The following is a 19,846-nucleotide window of genomic DNA, read 5'->3' on the forward strand; positions in this document are numbered from 1 at the left end:
CATCGCCAGGCTCGGGATCGACAGCAGCATGGCGGTGGCCAGTGCCAGTTTGTAGCTCTGCGCTGTGGTCAGGTGCAGGATGATCGGCAGGGCCGTCAACATGGCGGCGAAGAGCGTCAACGTATGCAGGGCGAGGAATAGCCAGCGGCGCGGTGCCAGCCATTTGTAATACAGCGGGTCGATGATCGAGACCAATCCTGCGATTGCCAGCAACCCGGTGAACGCCAACTGGCCGCTGTTCCAGGTGGTGGTGATGGAGAAGAAGGGCAGTACGAAGAACAGACTTTCCTGGTGGATCATCTGGGTGGCGTAGCGCAGTAGAGGTTGTGGGATTTCCCGCTTCAAGAGCTTTGCGAGGACTTCGACGGCGCTGTTTTCCACCATCAACCACAACCAACTGATCAGCAGCAGAACCGCCACCCAGCTCGCGAGCCGGGCCTGGCGGTCCACCATGATGAAGCTGGCCACACCCGAGCAGAATCCGAACAGCGCAATCAGGCCCGGGTAACGTTTAATGAATTCCAGCACGCGCTGCACGGCGGAATTCTGAATGAGGGCGTTTAAGTCCGGCATGTCGGTGGTCACTTGGGCTGTAGGACAAATCCTGTGGAGGATAGCAATGCCGGGCGGCAGCAATGAATGTTTGCGGTCCTGCCGAAACTCCGCGACAGGGCCTCGACAGCGGTCCCATTACGATGGACGTTTTTTGTACACCCGCCAACGCCAGACAATCAGCAAGCCCACGATGGCCGCCAGGGCTATCCCGATCTCATATAACGCGTCATAGCCGAGCAACGGCTCTTCAATCCGCAGATAGCCCGGCTGAGTCAGCATCTGCCGAAGCGCCCGGTTGGCCAGGTCCAGGCTCACAGCCCTGGTGCGTTTCCCCGGATCCTCGAACCGACCATCCGCATAGTCGTTCAGTGCCCCCCAGTAATAATCGGCCAGCGCGCTGTTGCCTTGCGCCGCCCATGCTTGCTTGGCGATGGACGCCTGCTGCAGGCGGGCGAAAGTCGCCGGGTCCATCCCTTCCTTACGCAACCGCTCCAGCATCGCGCGAACGGACGTGATGGCGGCCTCCACGTCATCACGGTCCAGATCGGCATTAAGGCTCAACAAACCGGTGTCACCGAAGGCCTCGCGGTCCGCCCATGGTCCATAGGAGTAGCCCTTGTCCAGACGCAACTCGCTGTAGAGGGACCAGTCCAGATAGGCTTTGACCAGATCCCAGGTTTCATCATGCTGTTCGCCCATGTCGGGCTCTGGAAAAAACAGGTGCAGCCTGGCACCGTTCCCGACGAATCCGCGCATGAGGGTTCGCTCAGGCTCGGCTTTCTCGCTGATGGTGGCCAGAGGGGGATGCTCGGTGGGATCAACGCCGTTGAGCTGGCCGTAAGTCCGTTCCAGGTAGGCGGGCAGCAGCTTGTCCAGATCGCCCACGATGATCAGGGTCATGTTGTTCGATGCGTACCAATGATCGTGGAGCGCTTCGACCTGCTCGAGTGTCAGGTGATCGACTTCCGGACGCTCGGCGCATTTGAGTCCCAGCTCGACGGCCAATTGGTTGCTCGCGCTATGGCCGAGGTCGCGTTTGTCCAGCCAGCGCTGCAAATGGGAGTAATGTCCCCCATCCTCCCGCTCGACGATGCGTTTGGCCATGTCCAGGTTAGCTTGGTTGATCTGCGTGCGCGTCAGCACATCGAGCAACAGGTCCAGTACCTTGCGCTGGTTCTGCGCAGGTGCCTCGATCACGAAGGTGGTGTCCGTATTGCTGGTGAAGGCGTTCCACTCCCCGCCCAGCGCCTGCATCTGCCGTTCGAGGCCGCCTTCCCCGGCGTCGTCTATGCCGCTGAACAGCAGATGCTCCAGCAGATGTGGCAATTCTTTGTCTGCGCACGGAAAGTCATCGAAGCCGACGCCAACCACCAGCCGGATCGACACATGGCCTTTTTCCGCTGGCTTGAGCAAGAGCTGCAACCCGTTGGGCAGCACGTAGCCTTCCACTTGAAAGCGGTCGAGGGCCATCGAGGTGAAAGAAGTCAGCAACAGGACTGCAAACAGCAGGCAACGCATATGAACGGGTTTCCGCGCGGGCCGGTATGTGTAACAGACTTCTGTCCGGCTCCGGCGTTCCTCTCGATTACTCTGGCTGGCTCTCGCTGGACAGGGCCCCGGTGTCAGAGGTCTCAAGAACGGCATAGGCGCTGCTGCAGAACAGGGAATTCAGTCGCTTCATGTCGGCGATCAGCTCAAGGTGTAGCGAACTGGTCTCGATACTTTGCACGATTTTACGTTGCAACCTGCTGACATGAGCGTGGGCCAGACGTCGCTCTTGTGCCCGAAACCGACGTTTTTCACGCAGCAACTGCCGGGCACTTTCCGGATCGCCACTGAGAAACACCGACAGACCAAGCCGCAGATTGGCCATCAACTGTTCATGCAACCCCGAGAGCTCTTCCAGGCCGACGTCGGAAAAGGAACGGCGCTGTGAGGTCTTCTGTTGCTGGACCTTGCGCAACATGCGTTCGATCAGGCCGCTGGCCAATTCCAGATTGATCGACAATTCGATGATTTCAGCCCAGCGACGGTTGTCCTGGTCGCTCAAATCTTCGCGGGGCATTTGCGCCAAGTAGAGCTTGATGGCGTTGTACAGGACTTCGACGTCATCATTGAGGCGCCGCACTTCCTGGGTCACCGCCGTTTGATTGCCGCGCAAGACCTCCTGCATCGCGTGCAGCATGCTGTCGATCAAGTCCCCCATGCGCAGGGTTTCCCGCACCGCATTGGCCAGTGCCAGGCTGGGCGTCGACAGTGCTGCCAAATCCAGATGGCGAGGTTTGGTCTGACCGTTGACTTCCGCTGCCTGGGGCAACAAGGACGCGCACAGCCGGCCCATCGGGCCAACGGTGGGCAGCATGATCAGGCAGCGCACTGAGTTGTAGATCACGTGGAAGCTGATCACCAGGCTCGACGGGCTGACATTGAGGGTGTCCATCCAATTCACCAGTGGCGTCAGCACCGGAATGATCAGCAGCAAGCCGATCAACTTGTAGAGCAGGCTGCCCAAGGCGACCTGACGCCCAGCGACGTTCTGCATGCTGGTGCTGAGAAAGGCCAGCAGCCCACTGCCGATATTGGCACCGATCACCAGGCCGATGGCGACGGGCAAGCTGATGATTTCCGCGCCCGCCAGCGTTGCAGTGAGCAGCACGGCGGCCAGGCTGGAGTAGGAAATCAGCGCGAACATTGCGCCGACCAGCGCGTCGAGGAGGATGTCCCCCGTCAGCGAAGCGAACAGCACTTTGACCCCGGCGGCCTGGGTGATCGGCGCCGCTGCCGTGACGATGAGCTGCAGGGCCAGAATGATCAGCCCCAGCCCGATGCCGACGCGACCCAACTGGCCGACGCGCGTCTGTTTGCGAGACAGGAAGAAAATCACCCCGAGAAAGATCAGCAGCGGCGAGAGCCATGACAGGTCGAATGTCAGAATTCGCGACATCACCGCCGTCCCGACATCGGCGCCCAGCATGATAGCCAGCGCAGGCGTCAGCCCCATAAGGCTCTGACCGACGAACGAAGTCACCAGCATGGCGGTGGCGTTGCTGCTCTGAACCAGCGCCGTGACGAGAATCCCGGCAATGAAAGCCAGCGGACGTTTGGCCATGTTCTGGCTGAGCACACGGCGCAATTGCGAGCCGTAGACGCGCAGAATCCCAGTCCTAACGATGTGCGTGCCCCAGATCAACAGCGCGACGGCGGAGAGCAAATCGAGCAGGGTCAGCATACGGAAAGCCCCCTGTTAAAAGCCCGGCGGGTCAGAGCAACTGGCGTCCGGCGGGCAAACATGAATGTACGGCGGATAGTGAGCGGCGCCCGGCGGATACTGCCCGAGGTTGCCTGCTCAACTAAAGCTTTAGTCGGCTTGAAGCCTTATTGCCAGCATGGCACAGATGATTATTGCGTGAAACAAATCTGTCACAAATCAGCCAGTTGGGCCAGTGGTTGGGCACTGTCGACTCATGCTTAGCCAGCACGCTGTGTTCTCTGGGGCACGTGGGCCGTTCAGCGGAGGTGATCTCCGCTTCTTGAGCAAGCCTGTCTCCGAAGGCGATCTTCATCAACCCGAATGGGGCACATTTCAATGCCCCGTTCCCATCCCACAGAGCGCGTCGGACGTTATTGACCCGGCACGTCTTTGCGAAGTTTCACCGGATCATTCGTTGCCTTCTTCTTAGCCATGGCGGTGCGCATCTTGATGTTGATGGCTTCGACCGCCAGCGAGAACGCCATGGCGAAATACACATACCCTTTCGGTACGTGGACATCGAACGATTCGGCGATCAGCACTGTACCGACCACGATCAGAAACGAAAGCGCGAGCATCTTCAGTGAAGGGTGTTTGTCGATGAATTCGCTGATAACGCCCGAGCACAGCATCATCACCAGCACGGCGACAATGATCGCGGCGATCATGACGGGAACATGGGACACCATGCCGACGGCCGTGATGACCGAATCCAGCGAGAACACGATGTCGATGATAGCGATCTGCACGATCGTGTAGAGGAATTGGCCGCCCTTGCCTTTTGGCTCTTCCAGCGTTTCTTCCTCGCCCTCCAAGCCGTGGTAAATCTCTTGCGAGCTTTTCCACAGAAGGAAGAGCCCGCCAAAAAACAGGATCAGGTCGCGGCCAGAAATGCCCTGCCCCACCACCACGAACAGATCGTCGGTCAGGCGCATCACCCACGTGATCGACAGCAGGAGCAGGATACGAGTGACCATCGCCAACGCCAGGCCGAAAATCCGCGTACGCGGTTGCATCACCTTGGGCATGCGGCTGACCAGGATCGAGATCATGATGATGTTGTCGATGCCGAGCACGATTTCCAATGCGGTCAGCGTAAAGAAAGCAACCCAGATCTCCGGGTTGGTCAGCCATTCCATTACAGATTCCTTTGAGCTTGTGAGCCTTCACGGATGCACACCCGAGAAGGCATAAAGTGTCTTATAGACTGCTGAACACCGGGAAGATCCCCATCAGCAGCGCAGCAATCAGGATGCAAACGCAGACCAGCACCGCCCATTTCAGGGTGAAGCGCTGATGATCGCCGAATTCGATCCCCGCCAGCGCGACCAGTAGATAGGTCGACGGTACCAATGGGCTCAGCAAGTGGACGGGCTGGCCGACGATTGAGGCACGTGCCATTTCCACGGGGCTGATGCCATAGTGCGAGGCGGCTTCAGACAGCACCGGCAACACGCCATAGTAGAACGCATCGTTCGACATGAAAAACGTGAACGGCATGCTGACCACAGCGGTGATGACCGCCAGGTAAGGCCCCATCGCTTCAGGGATCACCGCCAACAGGCTCTTGGACATCGCATCGACCATGCCGGTGCCGGACAGGATACCGGTGAAGATCCCTGCCGCGAAGATCAGCCCGACCACCGCCAGCACGCTTCCGGCGTGCGCGGCGACGCGGTCTTTCTGCGCTTGCAGGCACGGGTAGTTGACGATCATCGCGATGCTGAACGCGATCATGAACAGCACTGGCAGAGGCAGCAGGCCCATGATCAGGGCCACCATCAGCGCCAGGGTCAGGGCGGCATTGAACCAGATCAGCTTGGGACGACGTGCCTCAGGGAACTGCGAGACACTGATTTCGCTGTGATCCACTTCGTCCCCTGGCAGATGCAGCTCGCCCAGGCGCGCACGCTCACGTTTGCCGTAGAAGTATGCGATGACCAGGATTGCCACCACCCCGGCCAGCATTGCGGGAATCATCGGTACGAAGATGTCGGAGGGATCGACGTGAAGCGCGCTGGCTGCGCGCGCGGTCGGACCGCCCCAGGGCGTCATGTTCATCACGCCCCCTGCGAGGATGATCAGCCCCGCCATGATGCGCGGGCTCATGCCCAGACGGCTGTAGAGCGGCAGCATCGCGGCGACGCAAATCATGTAGGTGGTGGCGCCGTCACCGTCCAGTGATACGACAAGCGCCAGCGCAGCAGTGCCGACGGAAACTTTGACCGGGTCGCCTTTGACCAGCTTCAGAATCTTGCGCACAGCCGGGTCGAACAGGCCCGAATCGATCATCAGTGCAAAGTAGAGAATGGCAAACATCAACATCACGCCAGTGGGCGCGAGTTTGGTAATACCGGCCAGCATCATCGGGCCGATGTCCGAAGCGAAGCCGCCGAACAAAGCGAAAACGATCGGCACGATGATCAAGGCGATCAGTGCAGACAAGCGCTTTGTCATGATCAGGTACATGAAAGCGACGACCATGGCGAAGCCGAGGAAGGTCAGCATAGGGAAGTACTCCAGGTGTTGCGCGACGTGAAAAACGGATGAGGTGAAGTAATCAGCTCAGCCCGTGCGGGGCGCAGAGTTGGAATACGAGCGAGGAATACAGGGGGGCACTGGAAAGCATCAGAATCACCAAGTTGTTGTTGTAGATGGGCCGGACGTCATCGAGAGAAGGTCCTGGCCTGATCGGTCTGTGGCCGACGGTGACGCGATGCTAATCGCCTTAGCTTTCAGCCAGCTTTCGGCGCCGTTGGGCTTGTTCATCTTTCACAGCTGAAGAAAATCGGCTTGCAGGTAGTCAGAACCTGAACACGAACGGGAGAACGACAATGAGTGAACGGCATACCGGTGGCTGCCACTGTGGCCACCTGCGTTATCAGTTGGACGCACCCCTGCGGGACATCGCGCACTGCCACTGTTCCATCTGTCGGCGCACCTCGGGTGGGATCGTGACGACGTGGGCCACGGTGCCGTTGGAAGCCTTCGAATGGTTGGCAGGGAGTCCTGCCGCTTACGACTCCGGGCCGACTTGCGTCAGGTATTTCTGCAATATCTGTGGGGCACAGGTGGCTTTGTTCAGCAGAAACAGCCCTCAGACGATGGACGTGACCATCGCCACCCTCGACCACCCCGAAAGCGTCCGGCCTGACCGGCATATCTGGGCCGATAACCGCCTGCCGTGGCTGCACTTGGACGAGCATCTGCCAGAAGAGCGGGAAGAGACCAACTAGATAACCGCAGACAGGGGACTGGCCGACGCAGCGTGGCTGGTCCGTGATCTGTCTTGAGCAGGCAGCAGATCCAGGCAATGCGACATGGCTAAGCCTATCGGGGTAGCCGGTTCACTACCGCCGCGCACCGGACCGGGGGCACGTTCGCGCTTAGGGGCGCAAGCAGAGTCGGCGCGCCTGTGGTGATGACAGAGAGGGGCTTTTTACGGCAATTCCAGGCCACCCGCCGCCTTGTGCAGCGCGCGCAGGTGTTCACCTATCTGCTTGAGGTTACCTTCGGTGGCGGCAATCTCCGCCGCGCGATCCGGCTCCAGTAGCGCCCTCACCTCCTTATCGAGGTCACCGCTGAGGCGTGCCAGTTGCTTCTGCCGCTGGCTGCTTTCGGCTTCGAGCCGTCCCCATTCACCTTGCTGCGGTAAGCCATAGCCACCGCTGCCCAGCAACTCCGCAGGCCGACTCAGGAAACCACTGTTGGCCAGGATATCCTGCAATGTTCCGGTCGCCTGGGACACGCGGTTGTCCTTTTTCTCGACCGCGCTGAGGTAACGCTGCTTGACTTCGTCCTGGGCCAGCAACAATTGGCGTCGCATGCTTGCCTGCTCCAGCAACAGCAAGGCTGCACTGGCGCGCAGATCGGCTTTGGCGAACCAAGGTTGTCGCTCTTTTGCAGGCAGCGCCAACCAATCCTCGACCGTCTTTTCATGGACGTTCGTACTGTTGCGTAGCACATCGAACATCGCTTGGTAGCGATCCCGATACGAGTCGAACCGATAGCCGAGCCGCAACGCCCTCTTCGGGTCATCCAGCACGCTGGTATCGGCCAGCCCCCGGCCCTTGAGCACTTCCAGAAGACCGTTGGGCATGATGCTGTCCAGTCCGATCAGTCGCGGATCGTTGGTCCCGCTGCGCAAGAGTTTCAGGTTCTCGACGGCACAGTTGTTCGACAGGAACCAATAATTGCCGTCATACGCCCAGTGCATCTCGGCGGCATGCTGCACCAGCCCATCGATTTCGTCGCGAGAGAGTTTCAGCGGGACCGACGCCAGGCTGCGAAGCTCGGTTTTCGTGTATTCGTCGATCACTTGGCCCAAAGGCAGCACGAACAGACGAGAGGGATATACCCCCGTCAGCCCGCTCCAGCTCGACAGTTGCAGGTCGTTGACGAAAGCCCGGTAGGACAGCACCAGGTGCTGATCCAGGTCGAGGCGACAATCCGGACCGCGCGGGCGGCCCGGTTTGCAGATCACTAGCCGCAACATGCTATGGCCCCACCGGCTCACCAGATTCTGGTTGGCCTCGGCCAACAGATAGTCAACTTCGTACACCCGTTCCGGATCGAGCTTGCCCAATGGCTCGCGCGCAAAATCATTGCCGGCGTTGAGGTAGGGATAGGATGTGGAGCATGTGTCTTTGGCTTCGGGCGCCCAGTTGAATTGCTGCTTGTAGTAGGCGTAAAGGGCAGGCCGACGGCAGGCGTAAGCGGGGTCGAGCAGGAAATATTCCATGTTGACCGCGACGAACTCCAGCGGGCTGGTGATCTCGTAAATGTCCGGGCTGCGCGCGACCTGCCCGTTGCGTTCTTCGCGTTCGCCTCGGCGCCCGACGTATTGTGGCCAGCCAGCCAGGTCCAGCAGGCGAGGGTCATCGCTCAGGGTGAAGCGTCGGTCGGTCTGACCCCGGCAACTGTCGCGAAGCCCAACCTTGCCAACGCTGTTGCCCTGACGGGTGCAGGCGATGATGAGCTTGCGGGCTTCAGGCGACCAGAGTTGCGCGTGATCGTAGATGTGGGTCAGCTCGTGCAGCACCGTGGCGAGCATTTCCTCGCGAACAGTGCCATGGGGGCGATTGGTTCGGGTGGTGGCGGCACTGCCATCCGTCAGACCACTCAACAAGCGTTGGTTCAAATCCAGACGATATGGCCCGTCGGCACGACCGTAAGCATTGGACGGCATGTCGTCGGTCCATCGAACTTCGACTTTCCGGTCCAGCTTGCTGACGAACAGGGGCGGCAGGTGCGCCATCGCTTCGTCAAGCAGCGCCTGGCTGGCTTTCGTCTGCTCACGATTCAACCCGTCGGTGTAAAGCGACAGGCTCAAATCGGCAAGGGCGCTCGTGCAGAAAAGCGAAAGTGCAGACCCCAACAGCCAGGCGGCTACGCATCTCACAGTGCGAGGATGGCTTCGGCGAGATCCTGATCACTGGCGTCACGGGCTTCAGGCAGACGCTCGCGCAGGGTCGCAAACGCGGCATCCAGGCGGGCGCCATGAATGTTGCCATTGCTGGCAACGTAGCTGGCGGCGTCGTCTTGGGCTTCCACAATCATTTTCCAGTTACGCACTGACGAGGTGGTGTCGGAAGTGAAATCAACGCTGCGCCCCAGCGCGCGCACGACGATGTTACTGGTGGCTTTCAAGGTTTGCGCGTGCGCGACATCGGTCAGCAACAACAGACCGAGGGCGGCGGCGATCAGCGGGGTACGCATGGAACGGCTCCAGAAATACAGAAATGCAAAAGTGACTATTGGACGAGAATTGCCTGCGCCAGTTCAAGGTCGCTGGCATGAAGTTTTGACGTGGACCTGCGCAGATACATCAATGCAGATTCCAGTCGAGCGCCTCGCAACTGGCCATCCGTGGCCACGAAGGCTGCCGCATCATCGTGAGCGGCAACAATAAGCTTGTTGTCGAATGGCCCGGTCGTCACCTGGCTGGTGGCATACCCGCTTTTGACCAGGCTTTGTGTGGTCGTATCGAACGCGTGGGCCTGAGCGATGCACATCAGCCCGGCGATCGATCCCATCAACAGGCGAGTCAATGAACGCATAAGACTTCGTGAGTGGCGGAACGAGAGCCAAAGGCTAGCGCAAATGCCCCAGGCAGAGCCAGTGAACACGTCCGGTCTAACGGTACGAAAGCTGTCGCGTGGCTGAACTTGAATCAAATAGCCAGGATCGCCTGAGCCAGTTGTTCATCGCTAGCGTTCAGATTCGGGCTGATTTCCCGAATATGCTGGAAGGCACCTTGAAGGCGAGCGCCACGGATGCTGCCGTTGCTGGCAACGAAACTGGCTGCATCGTCCTTGGCAGCCAGCACGATTTTATCGTCGTGAAAGGAAGAAGAGATTTTCGACGTGGCGTTCGAAGAGGAATCCAGTGCCCGCACCACTGTATCGGTGGTTACAACGAAACTCGAAGCCTGGACTCCGGTGGCAGCGATCAGGAGCGCTGCAGCGCTCAACAGGTGAATGCGGGGCATGGTAGTACTCCAACGGAATGGATCGAGATCGCGCACGCGTTTTTGTCGGATAAGACAGTCCGGCAGGCGATCGGGCAAGGGAGAGGCAAGACTAGCGTAACCGGCTCTCAGCGACTATCTCGGCGTAACGTCGGCAAGTGCGCGAACGCTAACAAAGCCAAACTGTACCTGTAGTAATCTAATTATTTAAAACTGTACCTGTTGTAGGATTCAGCCGCCAAAGAGGGTTTATGGCGCCCTGAAACGACAAAACCCGTCAGCAGTCACCTGCGACGGGTTTTGTAGGAATTTGGGTTGCTGGTGAGAGGCTCTCAGCCTGGGACCAGCAGACGCTTAATCAGCGCCAGAACGGCTTGCTCAGCTCTTCGTAACGCTGGGATTCGCTGATACCGGCATCAGCCAGCAGGCGAGCATCCAGACGAGCCAGTTGGTGGCGGCTGGACAGGCGACGCTGCCAGAGCATCAAGTTGGCGAACATGCGCAGCGGCAACGAGGCTTTAGCGGATTTTGCGGTGTCTTCGTAGAACAGTTCGGAACTTACGGTGCGTTCCATGGTGCTTCTTCCTTCCGCTTGTGGCGGGATTAGATAGTGGCTTGATTGGTGCCAATCTTCCTCTCGTTGCCCGCCTCTCTCCAGACACAGTTCAATCGTATTGTGCTGCTCCAGTTAACTGTGGAGGAGCACTGTTTTGTTCGGATTTGGGGCAACTGTACCGGTTTGCACCTTAATGATGCATTTTGTGCGCTAGAACGGTGAAAGCTTTGCGTTTAGCGCTGGATGTGACCGGTACAGCAGAACAGTTTTTGAATATATCTCGATCAGGCGGTCCATGATGGCGACGAATGGTCGTCGCCATACCCCAACTGTTTTCTCATAAGGCGAGCATGCGGCCAGTTTCTTCCAGATTAAGGTGCCAACTGAGTGCGTCGCGCAGGACATGGGGGGTATGCCCTCCCAAGGCGCAGGCACGGCGGAAATAATCGTTCAACGCTTCCCGATAAGCCGGGTGAACACAGTTATCGATGATTACCCGGGCACGTTCACGAGGTGCCAGGCCGCGCAGGTCTGCGAGCCCCTGCTCGGTCACCAGGATGTCGACGTCGTGCTCCGTATGGTCAACATGACTGACCATGGGCACCACGCTCGATATCGCGCCGCCCTTGGCGATGGACTTGGTGACGAAAATCGCCAGATGCGCGTTGCGCGCGAAGTCGCCCGAGCCACCGATGCCGTTCATCATCCGTGTGCCTCCGACATGAGTGGAATTGACGTTGCCGTAAAGGTCGAACTCCAGAGCGGTGTTGATGCCGATGATGCCCAGGCGCCTCACGACTTCCGGGTGATTGGAGATCTCCTGGGGGCGCAATAACAGTTTCGGTTTGTACTGCTCGAGGTGATTGAACACCGCATCGTGCTTGCGTGCGGACAGCGTCATCGAACAGCCCGACGCGAAATCCAGCTTGCCCGCTTCAAAGAGGTCGAATGTCGAGTCCTGCAGCACCTCGGAATACATCGCCATTCCATGGAAAGGCGAGTCGATAAGCCCTGTCATCACCGCATTGGCAATGGTCCCGACGCCTGCCTGCAAGGGCATTAACTGATTGGTCAGCCGGTGCTGGCGCACTTCATTTTTGAAAAACTCCACCAAATGACCTGCAATGGCCTGCGTCTCATGATCCGCAGGCAATACAGTCGAGGGCGAATCGTTTTGATCGCTGAACACGATGCCCACGATTTTGGCCGGATCGATCCGCACCGCCTGGCTGCCGATGCGGCTATCGGCTTTCAGCACAGGGATCGGCAGGCGTGTTGGCCGATAAGTCGGGATATAGATGTCATGCAGGCCTTCGAGCTCGACCGGCTGTGCGGTGTTGATCTCGACAATGACCTTCTCGGCCAGGATCGCGAAGCTGGCCGAGTTGCCGACCGAGGTGGACAGTACCAAGTGGCCTTCTTCAGTGATTGCCACACATTCGATGACCGCAATGTCGACAGACTTGATCTGGCGGTTGCGCAATTGTTCGACGGTATCGGACAAGTGCTGGTCGATGAACATGACCGAACCATCGTTGATGGCCTTGCGAAGTGTGTTGTCGACCTGGAAGGGCATGCGGCGCGAGAGTACGCCCGCTTCAGTCAGTTGCTTGTCAAGATCGTTGCCCAAGCTGGCGCCGGTCATCAGGCTGATTTTCAGTGGATGGGCCTTGGCCCGCTCGGCCAGGGCCTTCGGGACTGCCTTGGCTTCACCGGCGCGGGTAAAGCCGCTCATGCCGATGGTCATGCCGTCCTTGATCAGGGAAGCGGCATCAGCCGCGCTCATTACCTTGCTCATCAGCGACGGCAGGCGAATACGTTCACGGTGCATGGAGTGTTATCTCGAGACGAGGATGCGAGCGACCCAGTCTAGAGATTTGAGCGTGTTTGGCTCCCCGACCAAGGTCGCATGGGAGGGCTCTAATTGGCGGGTTGGCGCGCAAAACACCTTTACGCAGGATGTAAAAAACCCTCGACCGATGTTCGCGTCGAGGGTCTGTCCAGCCGTAGGCCAGCGTCGTTATTCGACAGCTTTGACCATGTCTTCAATGACTTTTTTGGCGTCGCCGAAGACCATCATGGTCTTGTCGAGGTAGAACAGTTCGTTATCCAGGCCTGCGTAACCGCTGGCCATCGAACGCTTGTTGACGATGATCGTCTTGGCCTTGAAGGCTTCGAGAATCGGCATGCCCGCGATCGGGGATTTCGGATCGTTCTTGGCCGCCGGGTTGACCACATCGTTGGCGCCTAGCACCAGAACCACGTCTGCCTGGCCAAATTCGGAGTTGATGTCCTCCATCTCGAACACTTGGTCATACGGCACTTCGGCCTCGGCCAGCAGTACGTTCATGTGCCCTGGCATCCGACCCGCCACAGGGTGGATCGCGTATTTGACGGTCACACCGGCGTGGGTCAGCTTCTCCGTCAGCTCTTTGAGTGCGTGTTGAGCGCGCGCCACTGCGAGGCCGTAGCCTGGGACGATAATCACGGTGTCGGCGTTGGTCAGCAAGAAGGTGGCGTCGTCAGCCGAGCCGGATTTGACTGGCCGAGCTTCTTTAGCCCCGCCCGTCGCGCCTGCGTCTGCCGCCCCGCCGAAACCTCCGCCGATCACGTTGAAGAACGAACGGTTCATGGCCTTGCACATGATGTACGACAGAATCGCACCCGACGAACCGACCAGCGATCCTGCGACGATCAGCATGGAGTTGTTCAGCGAAAAGCCAATACCGGCGGCTGCCCAGCCCGAATAACTGTTGAGCATCGACACCACGACGGGCATGTCGGCACCCCCGATCGGGATGATCAGCAACACCCCAATCACGAACGCCAGAATCAGCATGATCGCGAACGCGAACAGGCTGCCAGTGAACATGAAGGTCAGGCCGAAGAACAGCGTCGCCAGGCCCAGGATCAGATTCAGCTTGTGCTGACCGGCGAACTGCACCGGTGCGCCTTGGAACAGGCGGAATTTGTATTTGCCTGATAACTTGCCGAACGCAATGACCGAGCCGGAAAAAGTGATGGCTCCGATGGCTGCGCCAAGGAACAACTCCAGGCGGTTACCGGTTGGGATCGAATCGCCCAGGTGTTGAACGATACCCAACGACTGAGGCTCGACGACCGCAGCGATAGCGATGAACACCGCTGCCAGGCCGATCATGCTGTGCATGAACGCGACCAGTTCCGGCATCTTGGTCATCTCGACGCGTTTGGCCATGATCGAACCGGCCGTACCGCCCAGCAGCAGGCCAATGACGATGTAACCGATACCGGCGCTGGCACCATCGGTGGACAGCGCTGCCAGCTTGAACACCAGACCGATGGTGGTCAGGACTGCCAAGCCCATGCCGCACATGCCGAACAGGTTGCCACGCCGGGACGTCGTCGGGTGCGAGAGGCCTTTGAGGGCCTGAATGAAGCAAATCGCGGACACGAGGTACAGCAGAGTCACGAGGTTCATGCTCATTACTTAGCCACCTCATCCTTGGCAGCACCTTTGGTAGGGGCTGCTTTTTTCTTGAACATTTCCAGCATGCGACGGGTGACCAGAAAGCCACCGAATACGTTGACAGCGGCCAATGCGACCGCCAGCGTGCCCATCGTCTTACCCAGCGGGGTGACCGTCAGCGCAGCAGCCAGCATCGCGCCAACGATAACGATCGCTGAAATCGCGTTGGTGACTGCCATCAGTGGGGTGTGCAATGCAGGGGTGACGTTCCAGACCACGTGGTAGCCGACGTAGATCGCCAGTACGAAGATGATCAGGTTGTAGACGCCATGAGAGATCAGCATGTCTTCCATCAATATTGTCCTCAGCCGTTCTTGCGGACGATCTGGCCATCGCGGCACATGAGGCACGCGGCGACGATGTCGTCTTCGAGGTTGATCTCGAGCTGGCCTTCCTTGGTGAAGATCAGCTTCATGAAGTCCAGCAGGTTGCGCGCATAGAGCGCCGACGCGTCAGCCGCCACCAGGGCAGGCAGGTTGGTATGGCCGACGATGGTCACCCCGTGCTCGATGACCACTTGATCCGCCACGGTGAGCGGGCAGTTGCCGCCTTGGGCCGCCGCAAGATCGATCACCACCGAACCGGGTTTCATCTGCGAAACGGTCTCTGCGCTCAGCAGCACCGGCGCCTTGCGTCCGGGAATCAATGCAGTGGTGATCACGATATCCGCCTGTTTGGCGCGTTCGTGAACGGCTACTGCCTGGCGCTGCATCCAACTGGCGGGCATGGGGCGCGCATAGCCTCCTACACCTTCCGCGGCCTCGCGTTCTTCATCTGTTTCGTAGGGGACGTCGACAAATTTGGCACCCAGCGACTCGATCTGCTCTTTGACCGCAGGGCGAACGTCAGACGCTTCGATCACCGCGCCCAGGCGTTTGGCGGTGGCGATGGCCTGCAGGCCGGCAACGCCAGCGCCGAGGATCAGCACACGCGCAGCCTTCACCGTGCCCGCGGCGGTCATGAGCATTGGCATGAAGCGCGGATAGTGATGTGCAGCCAGAAGCACCGATTTGTAACCGGCGATGTTGGCTTGCGACGACAGCACGTCGAGGCTTTGCGCACGTGATGTCCGAGGTGCCGCCTCAAGGGCGAAAGCGGTAATGCCGCGCTCGGCCATCTTGGCGATTATTTCGTTGTTGAAGGGATTGAGCATCCCGATGACCAACGTGCCGCTCTTGATCAGCGCCAGCTCGCTGTCACTTGGCGCGACGACCTTGAGAATCAGCTCCGCGCCGAAGGCGTCAGCGGCGCTACCAATCGAAGCGCCTGCAGTTTGGTAGGCACTGTCCGTAACGCTGGCGGTTATACCTGCGCCCGACTGTACGGTGACCGTGTGGCCTTGGCCGATGAGTTTCTTGATGGTTTCCGGGGTAGCAGCAACCCGAGTTTCACCGGACTGGGTTTCTAAGGGGACACCAATGTGCACGTCAAATCTCCTGCGTGATCTTTTTATCTTTGAAAAATAGGCCAGCGCACTACGGATGGCGCGTCTGGGACAGCGATCACCACGACCCCGTCAACAAAGCGGGGCGCGGCATTTTGCAGGGGTAACCTAGGACGTTCAAGCAATTCTGTAACGGGACGTGTCTTTTACTACAAGTCACCCTGTGACCGATTGACGCAACAAAAAGCTGAAAGCCTTTAATTTAAAGGCCTACAGCTCGATTTGTCCGTTTCAGCGTATTTTTAAAGTCCTGATTCGAAATGATGTCCTATCAGGCCAAAGACCGCGTATTTCAAAGCGTTCAGCCTGTTTTGGATATAAAACACGGGTGTTTCGTAAATGCGACATTCCGAGATATATGTAGCGCTTCCTGTATCCTGACTACAAAGTTAGTCAAGCCCCTCCAACCCAGCAATGCCGGGCAGCGTGAAGGTCTGTGCCTGCTCCACTAGCCAGTCTTTAAAGGCTTTTAATGATACGGATTCGACTTTCCGGTCGGGAATCATCAGGTAATAGGCTTTTGCGCTCGCCAATGGATGCGTGTTCGCCACGACCAGTCGTTGTTCCTCCAGCTCCCGCTGGATCAAAAAAGGCGGGATCAGTGCGACACCCATCTCATGCATCGCCGCCTGCGCGAGCATGGAGAACAACTCGTATCGCGGCCCTGTCATATCTCGCGCCACGCTCAGGTCCATTGAGTTGAACCATTGCCGCCAAGCGTAGGGCCTTGTGGTTTGTTGCAGCAGCGGCATTGACGACAATTCCCCTGCGCTAAGTCTGGGTTTGTTGCCCAAGATTTTGGGGCTACAAACAGGCATTGGGTTTTCGCTCATCAGGCGATGAGACTCGGTACCTGACCAGTCTGCATCGCCGAAATAGATGGCGGCGTCAAAGTCGGTATCGGCGAACAGGAAAGGTCGAGTGCGATTGGTCAAGTTGACCGTGACGTTTGGGTGCCGCTGCTGGAAGTCCCTCAGGCGGGGCAACAACCACTGCGTGCCGAATGTCGGGACCACCGCAAGTTCGATCACATTCGCACCTTGATGGCCCATCACCGACAGCGTATCCCTTTCAACGGCGTCGAGCTGGGTAGCCACGCGTCGACTGTAAGAAAGGCCTGCTTCGGTCAACTTCACTCCCCTGCGAGAGCGTCGGAACAATTCCACATTCAGGAATTCCTCAAGCCCTCCGATCTGTCGGCAAATGGCACTTTGAGTCAGCGAAAGTTCTTCGGCTGCCTTGGTAAAGCTTTCGTGTCGCGCCGCAGCTTCGAAGCTGACCAGCGCAGCAGTGCTTGGAATTCGGCGGCGCATGTACGTCAACCTCACTTGTCCTGTCGGATAGTTGCGCGATTGCGCATTACGAAGTGAGAAATTATCACAAGTATGTTCGCAATCCTCGTTTGCCCCCTCCCGAGGCACGCCTTAGCATCGCTTCAAGACTCACCTCGGCTCCGGCCGAGGAAACCATTTAGTGAGGAGACGAACATGGGTGGTAAGGCAAGCTTCAATTGGATTGACCCCCTGTTGCTGGATCAGCAGCTCACCGAAGAAGAGCGCATGGTGCGCGACAGTGCCGAGCAATTCGCTCAAGACAAGCTTGCCCCTCGTGTCCTCGAAGCCTTCCGGCATGAAAAGACCGATCCTGCGATCTTCCGTGAAATGGGTGAGGTCGGTCTGCTGGGTGCGACCATTCCCGAGCAGTATGGCGGCAGCGGCTTGAACTACGTTTGCTATGGCCTGATCGCCAGAGAGGTTGAGCGTGTCGATTCTGGCTATCGATCGATGATGAGCGTGCAGTCGTCGTTGGTCATGGTGCCCATCAACGAGTTCGGCAGCGAAGCGCAGAAGGAGAAATACCTGCCCAAGCTGGCATCCGGTGAGTGGATTGGCTGCTTTGGCCTGACGGAGCCCAATTACGGCTCGGATCCTGGTGCAATGATCACCCGCGCCCGGAAAGTGGACGGCGGTTACCGACTGACTGGCAACAAAATGTGGATCACCAACAGCCCTATCGCGGATGTGTTCGTGGTCTGGGCAAAGGACGACGCCGGAGACATCCGCGGGTTTGTCTTGGAGAAGGGCTGGCAGGGGCTGAGCGCTCCGGCAATCCACGGCAAGGTTGGGTTGCGTGCCTCGATCACCGGGGAAATCGTGATGGACAATGTATTCGTCCCCGAAGAGAACATCTTCCCGGAGGTTCGCGGTCTGAAAGGGCCGTTTACCTGCCTCAACTCTGCCCGCTACGGCATTTCCTGGGGAGCGCTTGGGGCTGCCGAGTTCTGCTGGCACACCGCTCGCCAATACACGCTGGACCGCCAGCAATTCGGTCGTCCGCTGGCAGCCAATCAATTGATCCAGAAAAAGCTGGCCGACATGCAGACCGAGATAACGCTGGCGCTGCAAGGGTGCCTGCGATTGGGGCGCATGAAGGACGAAGGGACGGCAGCCGTCGAGATCACCTCGATCATGAAGCGTAACTCCTGTGGCAAGTCGCTCGACATCGCGCGAATGGCCCGCGACATGCTGGGCGGTAATGGTATTTCCGACGAGTTCGGCATTGCTCGCCATTTGGTCAACCTCGAGGTCGTGAACACCTACGAAGGTACCCACGATGTGCATGCCCTGATCCTGGGGCGCGCTCAGACCGGCATTCAAGCCTTCTACTGAGGGGGAGTCAGCCATGGGGGCGTTGTCGCATTTGCGAGTGTTGGACTTGTCCCGAGTGTTGGCCGGCCCCTGGGCAGGGCAGATTCTTGCCGACTTGGGCGCCGATGTGATCAAGGTCGAGCGGCCGGTCCATGGCGATGACACGCGTGCCTGGGGACCGCCTTTCTTAAAGGATGGGCGCGGCGAGAATACCTCTGAAGCGGCCTATTACCTTTCTGCCAACCGTAACAAGCAGTCTGTCACCATCGACTTCACACGACCTGAAGGTCAGAAGTTGGTTCGTGAACTGGCGGCTAAGTCCGACATTGTGATCGAGAATTTCAAGGTCGGAGGCCTCAAGGCATACGGGCTGGATTACGCTTCGCTGCAAGCTGAAAATCCACGACTTATCTACTGCTCGATTACCGGTTTCGGGCAGACCGGGCCCTACGCACAGCGGGCGGGCTACGATTTCATGATTCAGGGGTTAGGCGGGCTTATGAGCCTGACGGGCCGGCCAGAGGGCGAAGAAGGGCAGGGACCAGTCAAGGTGGGTGTCGCATTGACTGACATTCTGACCGGGCTGTACGCCACATCGGCGATTCTCGCGGCGTTGGCCCATCGGGATCAAGGCGGGCCTGGGCAGCACATCGACATGGCATTGCTGGATGTACAGGTTGCCTGTCTGGCGAACCAGGCCATGAACTATCTCACCACCGGCACGCCGCCGCGACGATTGGGGAACGCACACCCTAATATCGTGCCATACCAGGATTTTCCTACAGCTGATGGCGACTTCATCCTTACGGTGGGTAACGACAACCAATTCCGCAAGTTTGCTGAGGTCGCCGGCCAGCCGCAGTGGGCTGACGATCCTCGGTTTTCGACCAATAAGCAGCGGGTGCTGCATCGCGCAGAGTTGATACCTCTTATTCGTCAGGCGACGGTGTTCAAAACCACGGCGGAATGGGTGCAGTCCCTCGAGCGTGCGGGTGTTCCGTGTGGGCCGATCAACGACGTCGCCCAAGTATTTGCAGATCCCCACGTTCAGGCACGAGGCTTGAAGGTCGAACTGCCCCATGCGCTGGCCGGGACGGTGCCTCAGGTCGCGAGTCCTCTTCGTTTGTCCGAGACGCCTGTGGAATATCGACGTGCGCCGCCGCTGTTGGGCGAACACACGCTTGAGGTGTTGCAACGGGTATTGGGGCTTTCTGATTCAGCCGTGATGGCATTACGGCAAGCGGGTGTTCTGTAGCGCTTTTAAAAAGTGGCGGAGGCTTCCTATATAAACAGAAGCAACTGATTGTTTTTGCCAGGATTTCGCCTTTTTGAGGCAAACTTCAAATTAAGGGTTGACGGGCCTTCAGATGTCTCTATAATTCGCCCCACTTCCGGCGCAGTCGGAACCGAAAACTC

At 58.6% G+C, this 19,846-nt stretch carries 18 protein-coding genes; 3 read left to right on the forward strand and 15 right to left on the reverse strand.

Features of this window, described 5'->3' with window-relative positions; translation table 11 throughout:
- The 5 genes from DBP26_RS26335 to DBP26_RS26355 form a co-directional block, all read right to left on the reverse strand.
- Nucleotides 1-573 (reverse strand): DUF5924 family protein (locus DBP26_RS26335; protein WP_256604733.1); only part of this gene is annotated, 573 nt, incomplete at its 3' end.
- Between the two features lie 117 nt (nucleotides 574-690).
- The gene (locus tag DBP26_RS26340; RefSeq protein ID WP_108240579.1) at nucleotides 691-2,073 is read right to left on the reverse strand and encodes an insulinase family protein; all 1,383 of its coding nucleotides are present in this window, start codon (nucleotides 2,071-2,073) and stop codon (nucleotides 691-693) included.
- 67 nt (nucleotides 2,074-2,140) lie between these two features.
- On the reverse strand, nucleotides 2,141-3,784 hold the full coding sequence (locus DBP26_RS26345) for a Na/Pi cotransporter family protein (RefSeq protein WP_108240578.1): 1,644 nt from the start codon (nucleotides 3,782-3,784) through the stop codon (nucleotides 2,141-2,143).
- 392 nt (nucleotides 3,785-4,176) lie between these two features.
- Nucleotides 4,177-4,944 carry a TerC family protein gene (locus DBP26_RS26350; protein ID WP_108240577.1) on the reverse strand — a complete coding sequence of 256 codons (768 nt, stop codon included), beginning with the start codon at nucleotides 4,942-4,944 and terminating at the stop codon, nucleotides 4,177-4,179.
- Between the two features lie 61 nt (nucleotides 4,945-5,005).
- Nucleotides 5,006-6,313 carry a CitMHS family transporter gene (locus DBP26_RS26355; RefSeq protein WP_108240576.1) on the reverse strand — a complete coding sequence of 436 codons (1,308 nt, stop codon included), beginning with the start codon at nucleotides 6,311-6,313 and terminating at the stop codon, nucleotides 5,006-5,008.
- Between the two features lie 326 nt (nucleotides 6,314-6,639).
- Here DBP26_RS26355 and DBP26_RS26365 point away from each other — a divergent pair, with 326 nt between their 5' ends.
- Complete coding sequence (locus DBP26_RS26365; protein ID WP_108240574.1) at nucleotides 6,640-7,041, forward strand: GFA family protein; 402 nt, start codon at nucleotides 6,640-6,642, stop codon at nucleotides 7,039-7,041.
- Between the two features lie 203 nt (nucleotides 7,042-7,244).
- On the opposite strand, the gene DBP26_RS26370 is transcribed toward DBP26_RS26365, so the two are convergent.
- From DBP26_RS26370 to DBP26_RS26415, 10 genes are all read right to left on the reverse strand, one after another.
- On the reverse strand, nucleotides 7,245-9,206 hold the full coding sequence (locus DBP26_RS26370; RefSeq protein ID WP_108240573.1) for a DUF4105 domain-containing protein: 1,962 nt from the start codon (nucleotides 9,204-9,206) through the stop codon (nucleotides 7,245-7,247).
- The gene (locus DBP26_RS26375; RefSeq protein ID WP_108240572.1) at nucleotides 9,203-9,523 is read right to left on the reverse strand and encodes a DUF2388 domain-containing protein; all 321 of its coding nucleotides are present in this window, start codon (nucleotides 9,521-9,523) and stop codon (nucleotides 9,203-9,205) included. The genes DBP26_RS26370 and DBP26_RS26375 overlap by 4 nt, the downstream gene beginning before the upstream one ends.
- Before the next feature lie 35 nt (nucleotides 9,524-9,558).
- Entirely contained in the window at nucleotides 9,559-9,864 is a 306-nt protein-coding gene (locus DBP26_RS26380) for a DUF2388 domain-containing protein (RefSeq protein ID WP_108240571.1), read from the reverse strand.
- Nucleotides 9,865-9,977: 113 nt separating this feature from the next.
- On the reverse strand, nucleotides 9,978-10,295 hold the full coding sequence (locus DBP26_RS26385; RefSeq protein WP_108240570.1) for a DUF2388 domain-containing protein: 318 nt from the start codon (nucleotides 10,293-10,295) through the stop codon (nucleotides 9,978-9,980).
- Nucleotides 10,296-10,632: 337 nt separating this feature from the next.
- Entirely contained in the window at nucleotides 10,633-10,848 is a 216-nt protein-coding gene (locus DBP26_RS26390; protein WP_108240569.1) for a DUF1127 domain-containing protein, read from the reverse strand.
- 319 nt (nucleotides 10,849-11,167) lie between these two features.
- Nucleotides 11,168-12,661 (reverse strand): acetyl-CoA hydrolase/transferase family protein, encoded by a 1,494-nt coding sequence (locus DBP26_RS26395; RefSeq protein ID WP_108240568.1) that lies wholly within the window; start codon nucleotides 12,659-12,661, stop codon nucleotides 11,168-11,170.
- A gap of 189 nt (nucleotides 12,662-12,850) precedes the next feature.
- A complete protein-coding gene (locus DBP26_RS26400; protein ID WP_108240567.1) occupies nucleotides 12,851-14,296 on the reverse strand; it encodes an NAD(P)(+) transhydrogenase (Re/Si-specific) subunit beta in 1,446 nt (481 codons plus the stop codon).
- The gene (locus DBP26_RS26405) at nucleotides 14,296-14,631 is read right to left on the reverse strand and encodes an NAD(P) transhydrogenase subunit alpha (RefSeq protein WP_108240566.1); all 336 of its coding nucleotides are present in this window, start codon (nucleotides 14,629-14,631) and stop codon (nucleotides 14,296-14,298) included. The genes DBP26_RS26400 and DBP26_RS26405 overlap by 1 nt, the downstream gene beginning before the upstream one ends.
- 11 nt (nucleotides 14,632-14,642) lie before the next feature.
- A complete protein-coding gene (locus DBP26_RS26410; RefSeq protein ID WP_108240565.1) occupies nucleotides 14,643-15,764 on the reverse strand; it encodes a Re/Si-specific NAD(P)(+) transhydrogenase subunit alpha in 1,122 nt (373 codons plus the stop codon).
- 407 nt (nucleotides 15,765-16,171) lie between these two features.
- Nucleotides 16,172-17,095 carry a LysR substrate-binding domain-containing protein gene (locus DBP26_RS26415; RefSeq protein ID WP_108240564.1) on the reverse strand — a complete coding sequence of 308 codons (924 nt, stop codon included), beginning with the start codon at nucleotides 17,093-17,095 and terminating at the stop codon, nucleotides 16,172-16,174.
- A 174-nt stretch (nucleotides 17,096-17,269) separates the two neighbouring features.
- On the opposite strand from DBP26_RS26415, the gene DBP26_RS26420 reads away from it, so the two are divergent.
- Nucleotides 17,270-18,451: an acyl-CoA dehydrogenase gene (locus DBP26_RS26420; protein ID WP_108240563.1), complete on the forward strand. Its 1,182-nt coding sequence runs from the start codon at nucleotides 17,270-17,272 to the stop codon at nucleotides 18,449-18,451.
- Between the two features lie 13 nt (nucleotides 18,452-18,464).
- Complete coding sequence (locus DBP26_RS26425) at nucleotides 18,465-19,685, forward strand: CaiB/BaiF CoA-transferase family protein (RefSeq protein ID WP_108240562.1); 1,221 nt, start codon at nucleotides 18,465-18,467, stop codon at nucleotides 19,683-19,685.
- The last annotated feature ends 161 nt before the right edge of the window (nucleotides 19,686-19,846 follow it).

This window comes from Pseudomonas sp. RIT409, assembly GCF_003052515.2.
In the GTDB taxonomy this organism is placed as follows: domain Bacteria; phylum Pseudomonadota; class Gammaproteobacteria; order Pseudomonadales; family Pseudomonadaceae; genus Aquipseudomonas.

Bases quoted from the DNA above. Each gene is read 5' to 3' on its own strand.
- DBP26_RS26340 (WP_108240579.1), bottom strand. From the start codon at position 2,073: ATGCGTTGCCTGCTGTTTGCAGTCCTGTTGCTGACTTCTTTCACCTCG.
- DBP26_RS26345 (WP_108240578.1), bottom strand. From the start codon at position 3,784: ATGCTGACCCTGCTCGATTTGCTCTCCGCCGTCGCGCTGTTGATCTGG.
- DBP26_RS26350 (WP_108240577.1), bottom strand. From the start codon at position 4,944: ATGGAATGGCTGACCAACCCGGAGATCTGGGTTGCTTTCTTTACGCTG.
- DBP26_RS26355 (WP_108240576.1), bottom strand. From the start codon at position 6,313: ATGCTGACCTTCCTCGGCTTCGCCATGGTCGTCGCTTTCATGTACCTG.
- DBP26_RS26365 (WP_108240574.1), top strand. From the start codon at position 6,640: ATGAGTGAACGGCATACCGGTGGCTGCCACTGTGGCCACCTGCGTTAT.
- DBP26_RS26375 (WP_108240572.1), bottom strand. From the start codon at position 9,523: ATGCGTACCCCGCTGATCGCCGCCGCCCTCGGTCTGTTGTTGCTGACC.
- DBP26_RS26380 (WP_108240571.1), bottom strand. From the start codon at position 9,864: ATGCGTTCATTGACTCGCCTGTTGATGGGATCGATCGCCGGGCTGATG.
- DBP26_RS26385 (WP_108240570.1), bottom strand. From the start codon at position 10,295: ATGCCCCGCATTCACCTGTTGAGCGCTGCAGCGCTCCTGATCGCTGCC.
- DBP26_RS26390 (WP_108240569.1), bottom strand. From the start codon at position 10,848: ATGGAACGCACCGTAAGTTCCGAACTGTTCTACGAAGACACCGCAAAA.
- DBP26_RS26395 (WP_108240568.1), bottom strand. From the start codon at position 12,661: ATGCACCGTGAACGTATTCGCCTGCCGTCGCTGATGAGCAAGGTAATG.
- DBP26_RS26400 (WP_108240567.1), bottom strand. From the start codon at position 14,296: ATGAGCATGAACCTCGTGACTCTGCTGTACCTCGTGTCCGCGATTTGC.
- DBP26_RS26405 (WP_108240566.1), bottom strand. From the start codon at position 14,631: ATGGAAGACATGCTGATCTCTCATGGCGTCTACAACCTGATCATCTTC.
- DBP26_RS26415 (WP_108240564.1), bottom strand. From the start codon at position 17,095: ATGCGCCGCCGAATTCCAAGCACTGCTGCGCTGGTCAGCTTCGAAGCT.
- DBP26_RS26420 (WP_108240563.1), top strand. From the start codon at position 17,270: ATGGGTGGTAAGGCAAGCTTCAATTGGATTGACCCCCTGTTGCTGGAT.
- DBP26_RS26425 (WP_108240562.1), top strand. From the start codon at position 18,465: ATGGGGGCGTTGTCGCATTTGCGAGTGTTGGACTTGTCCCGAGTGTTG.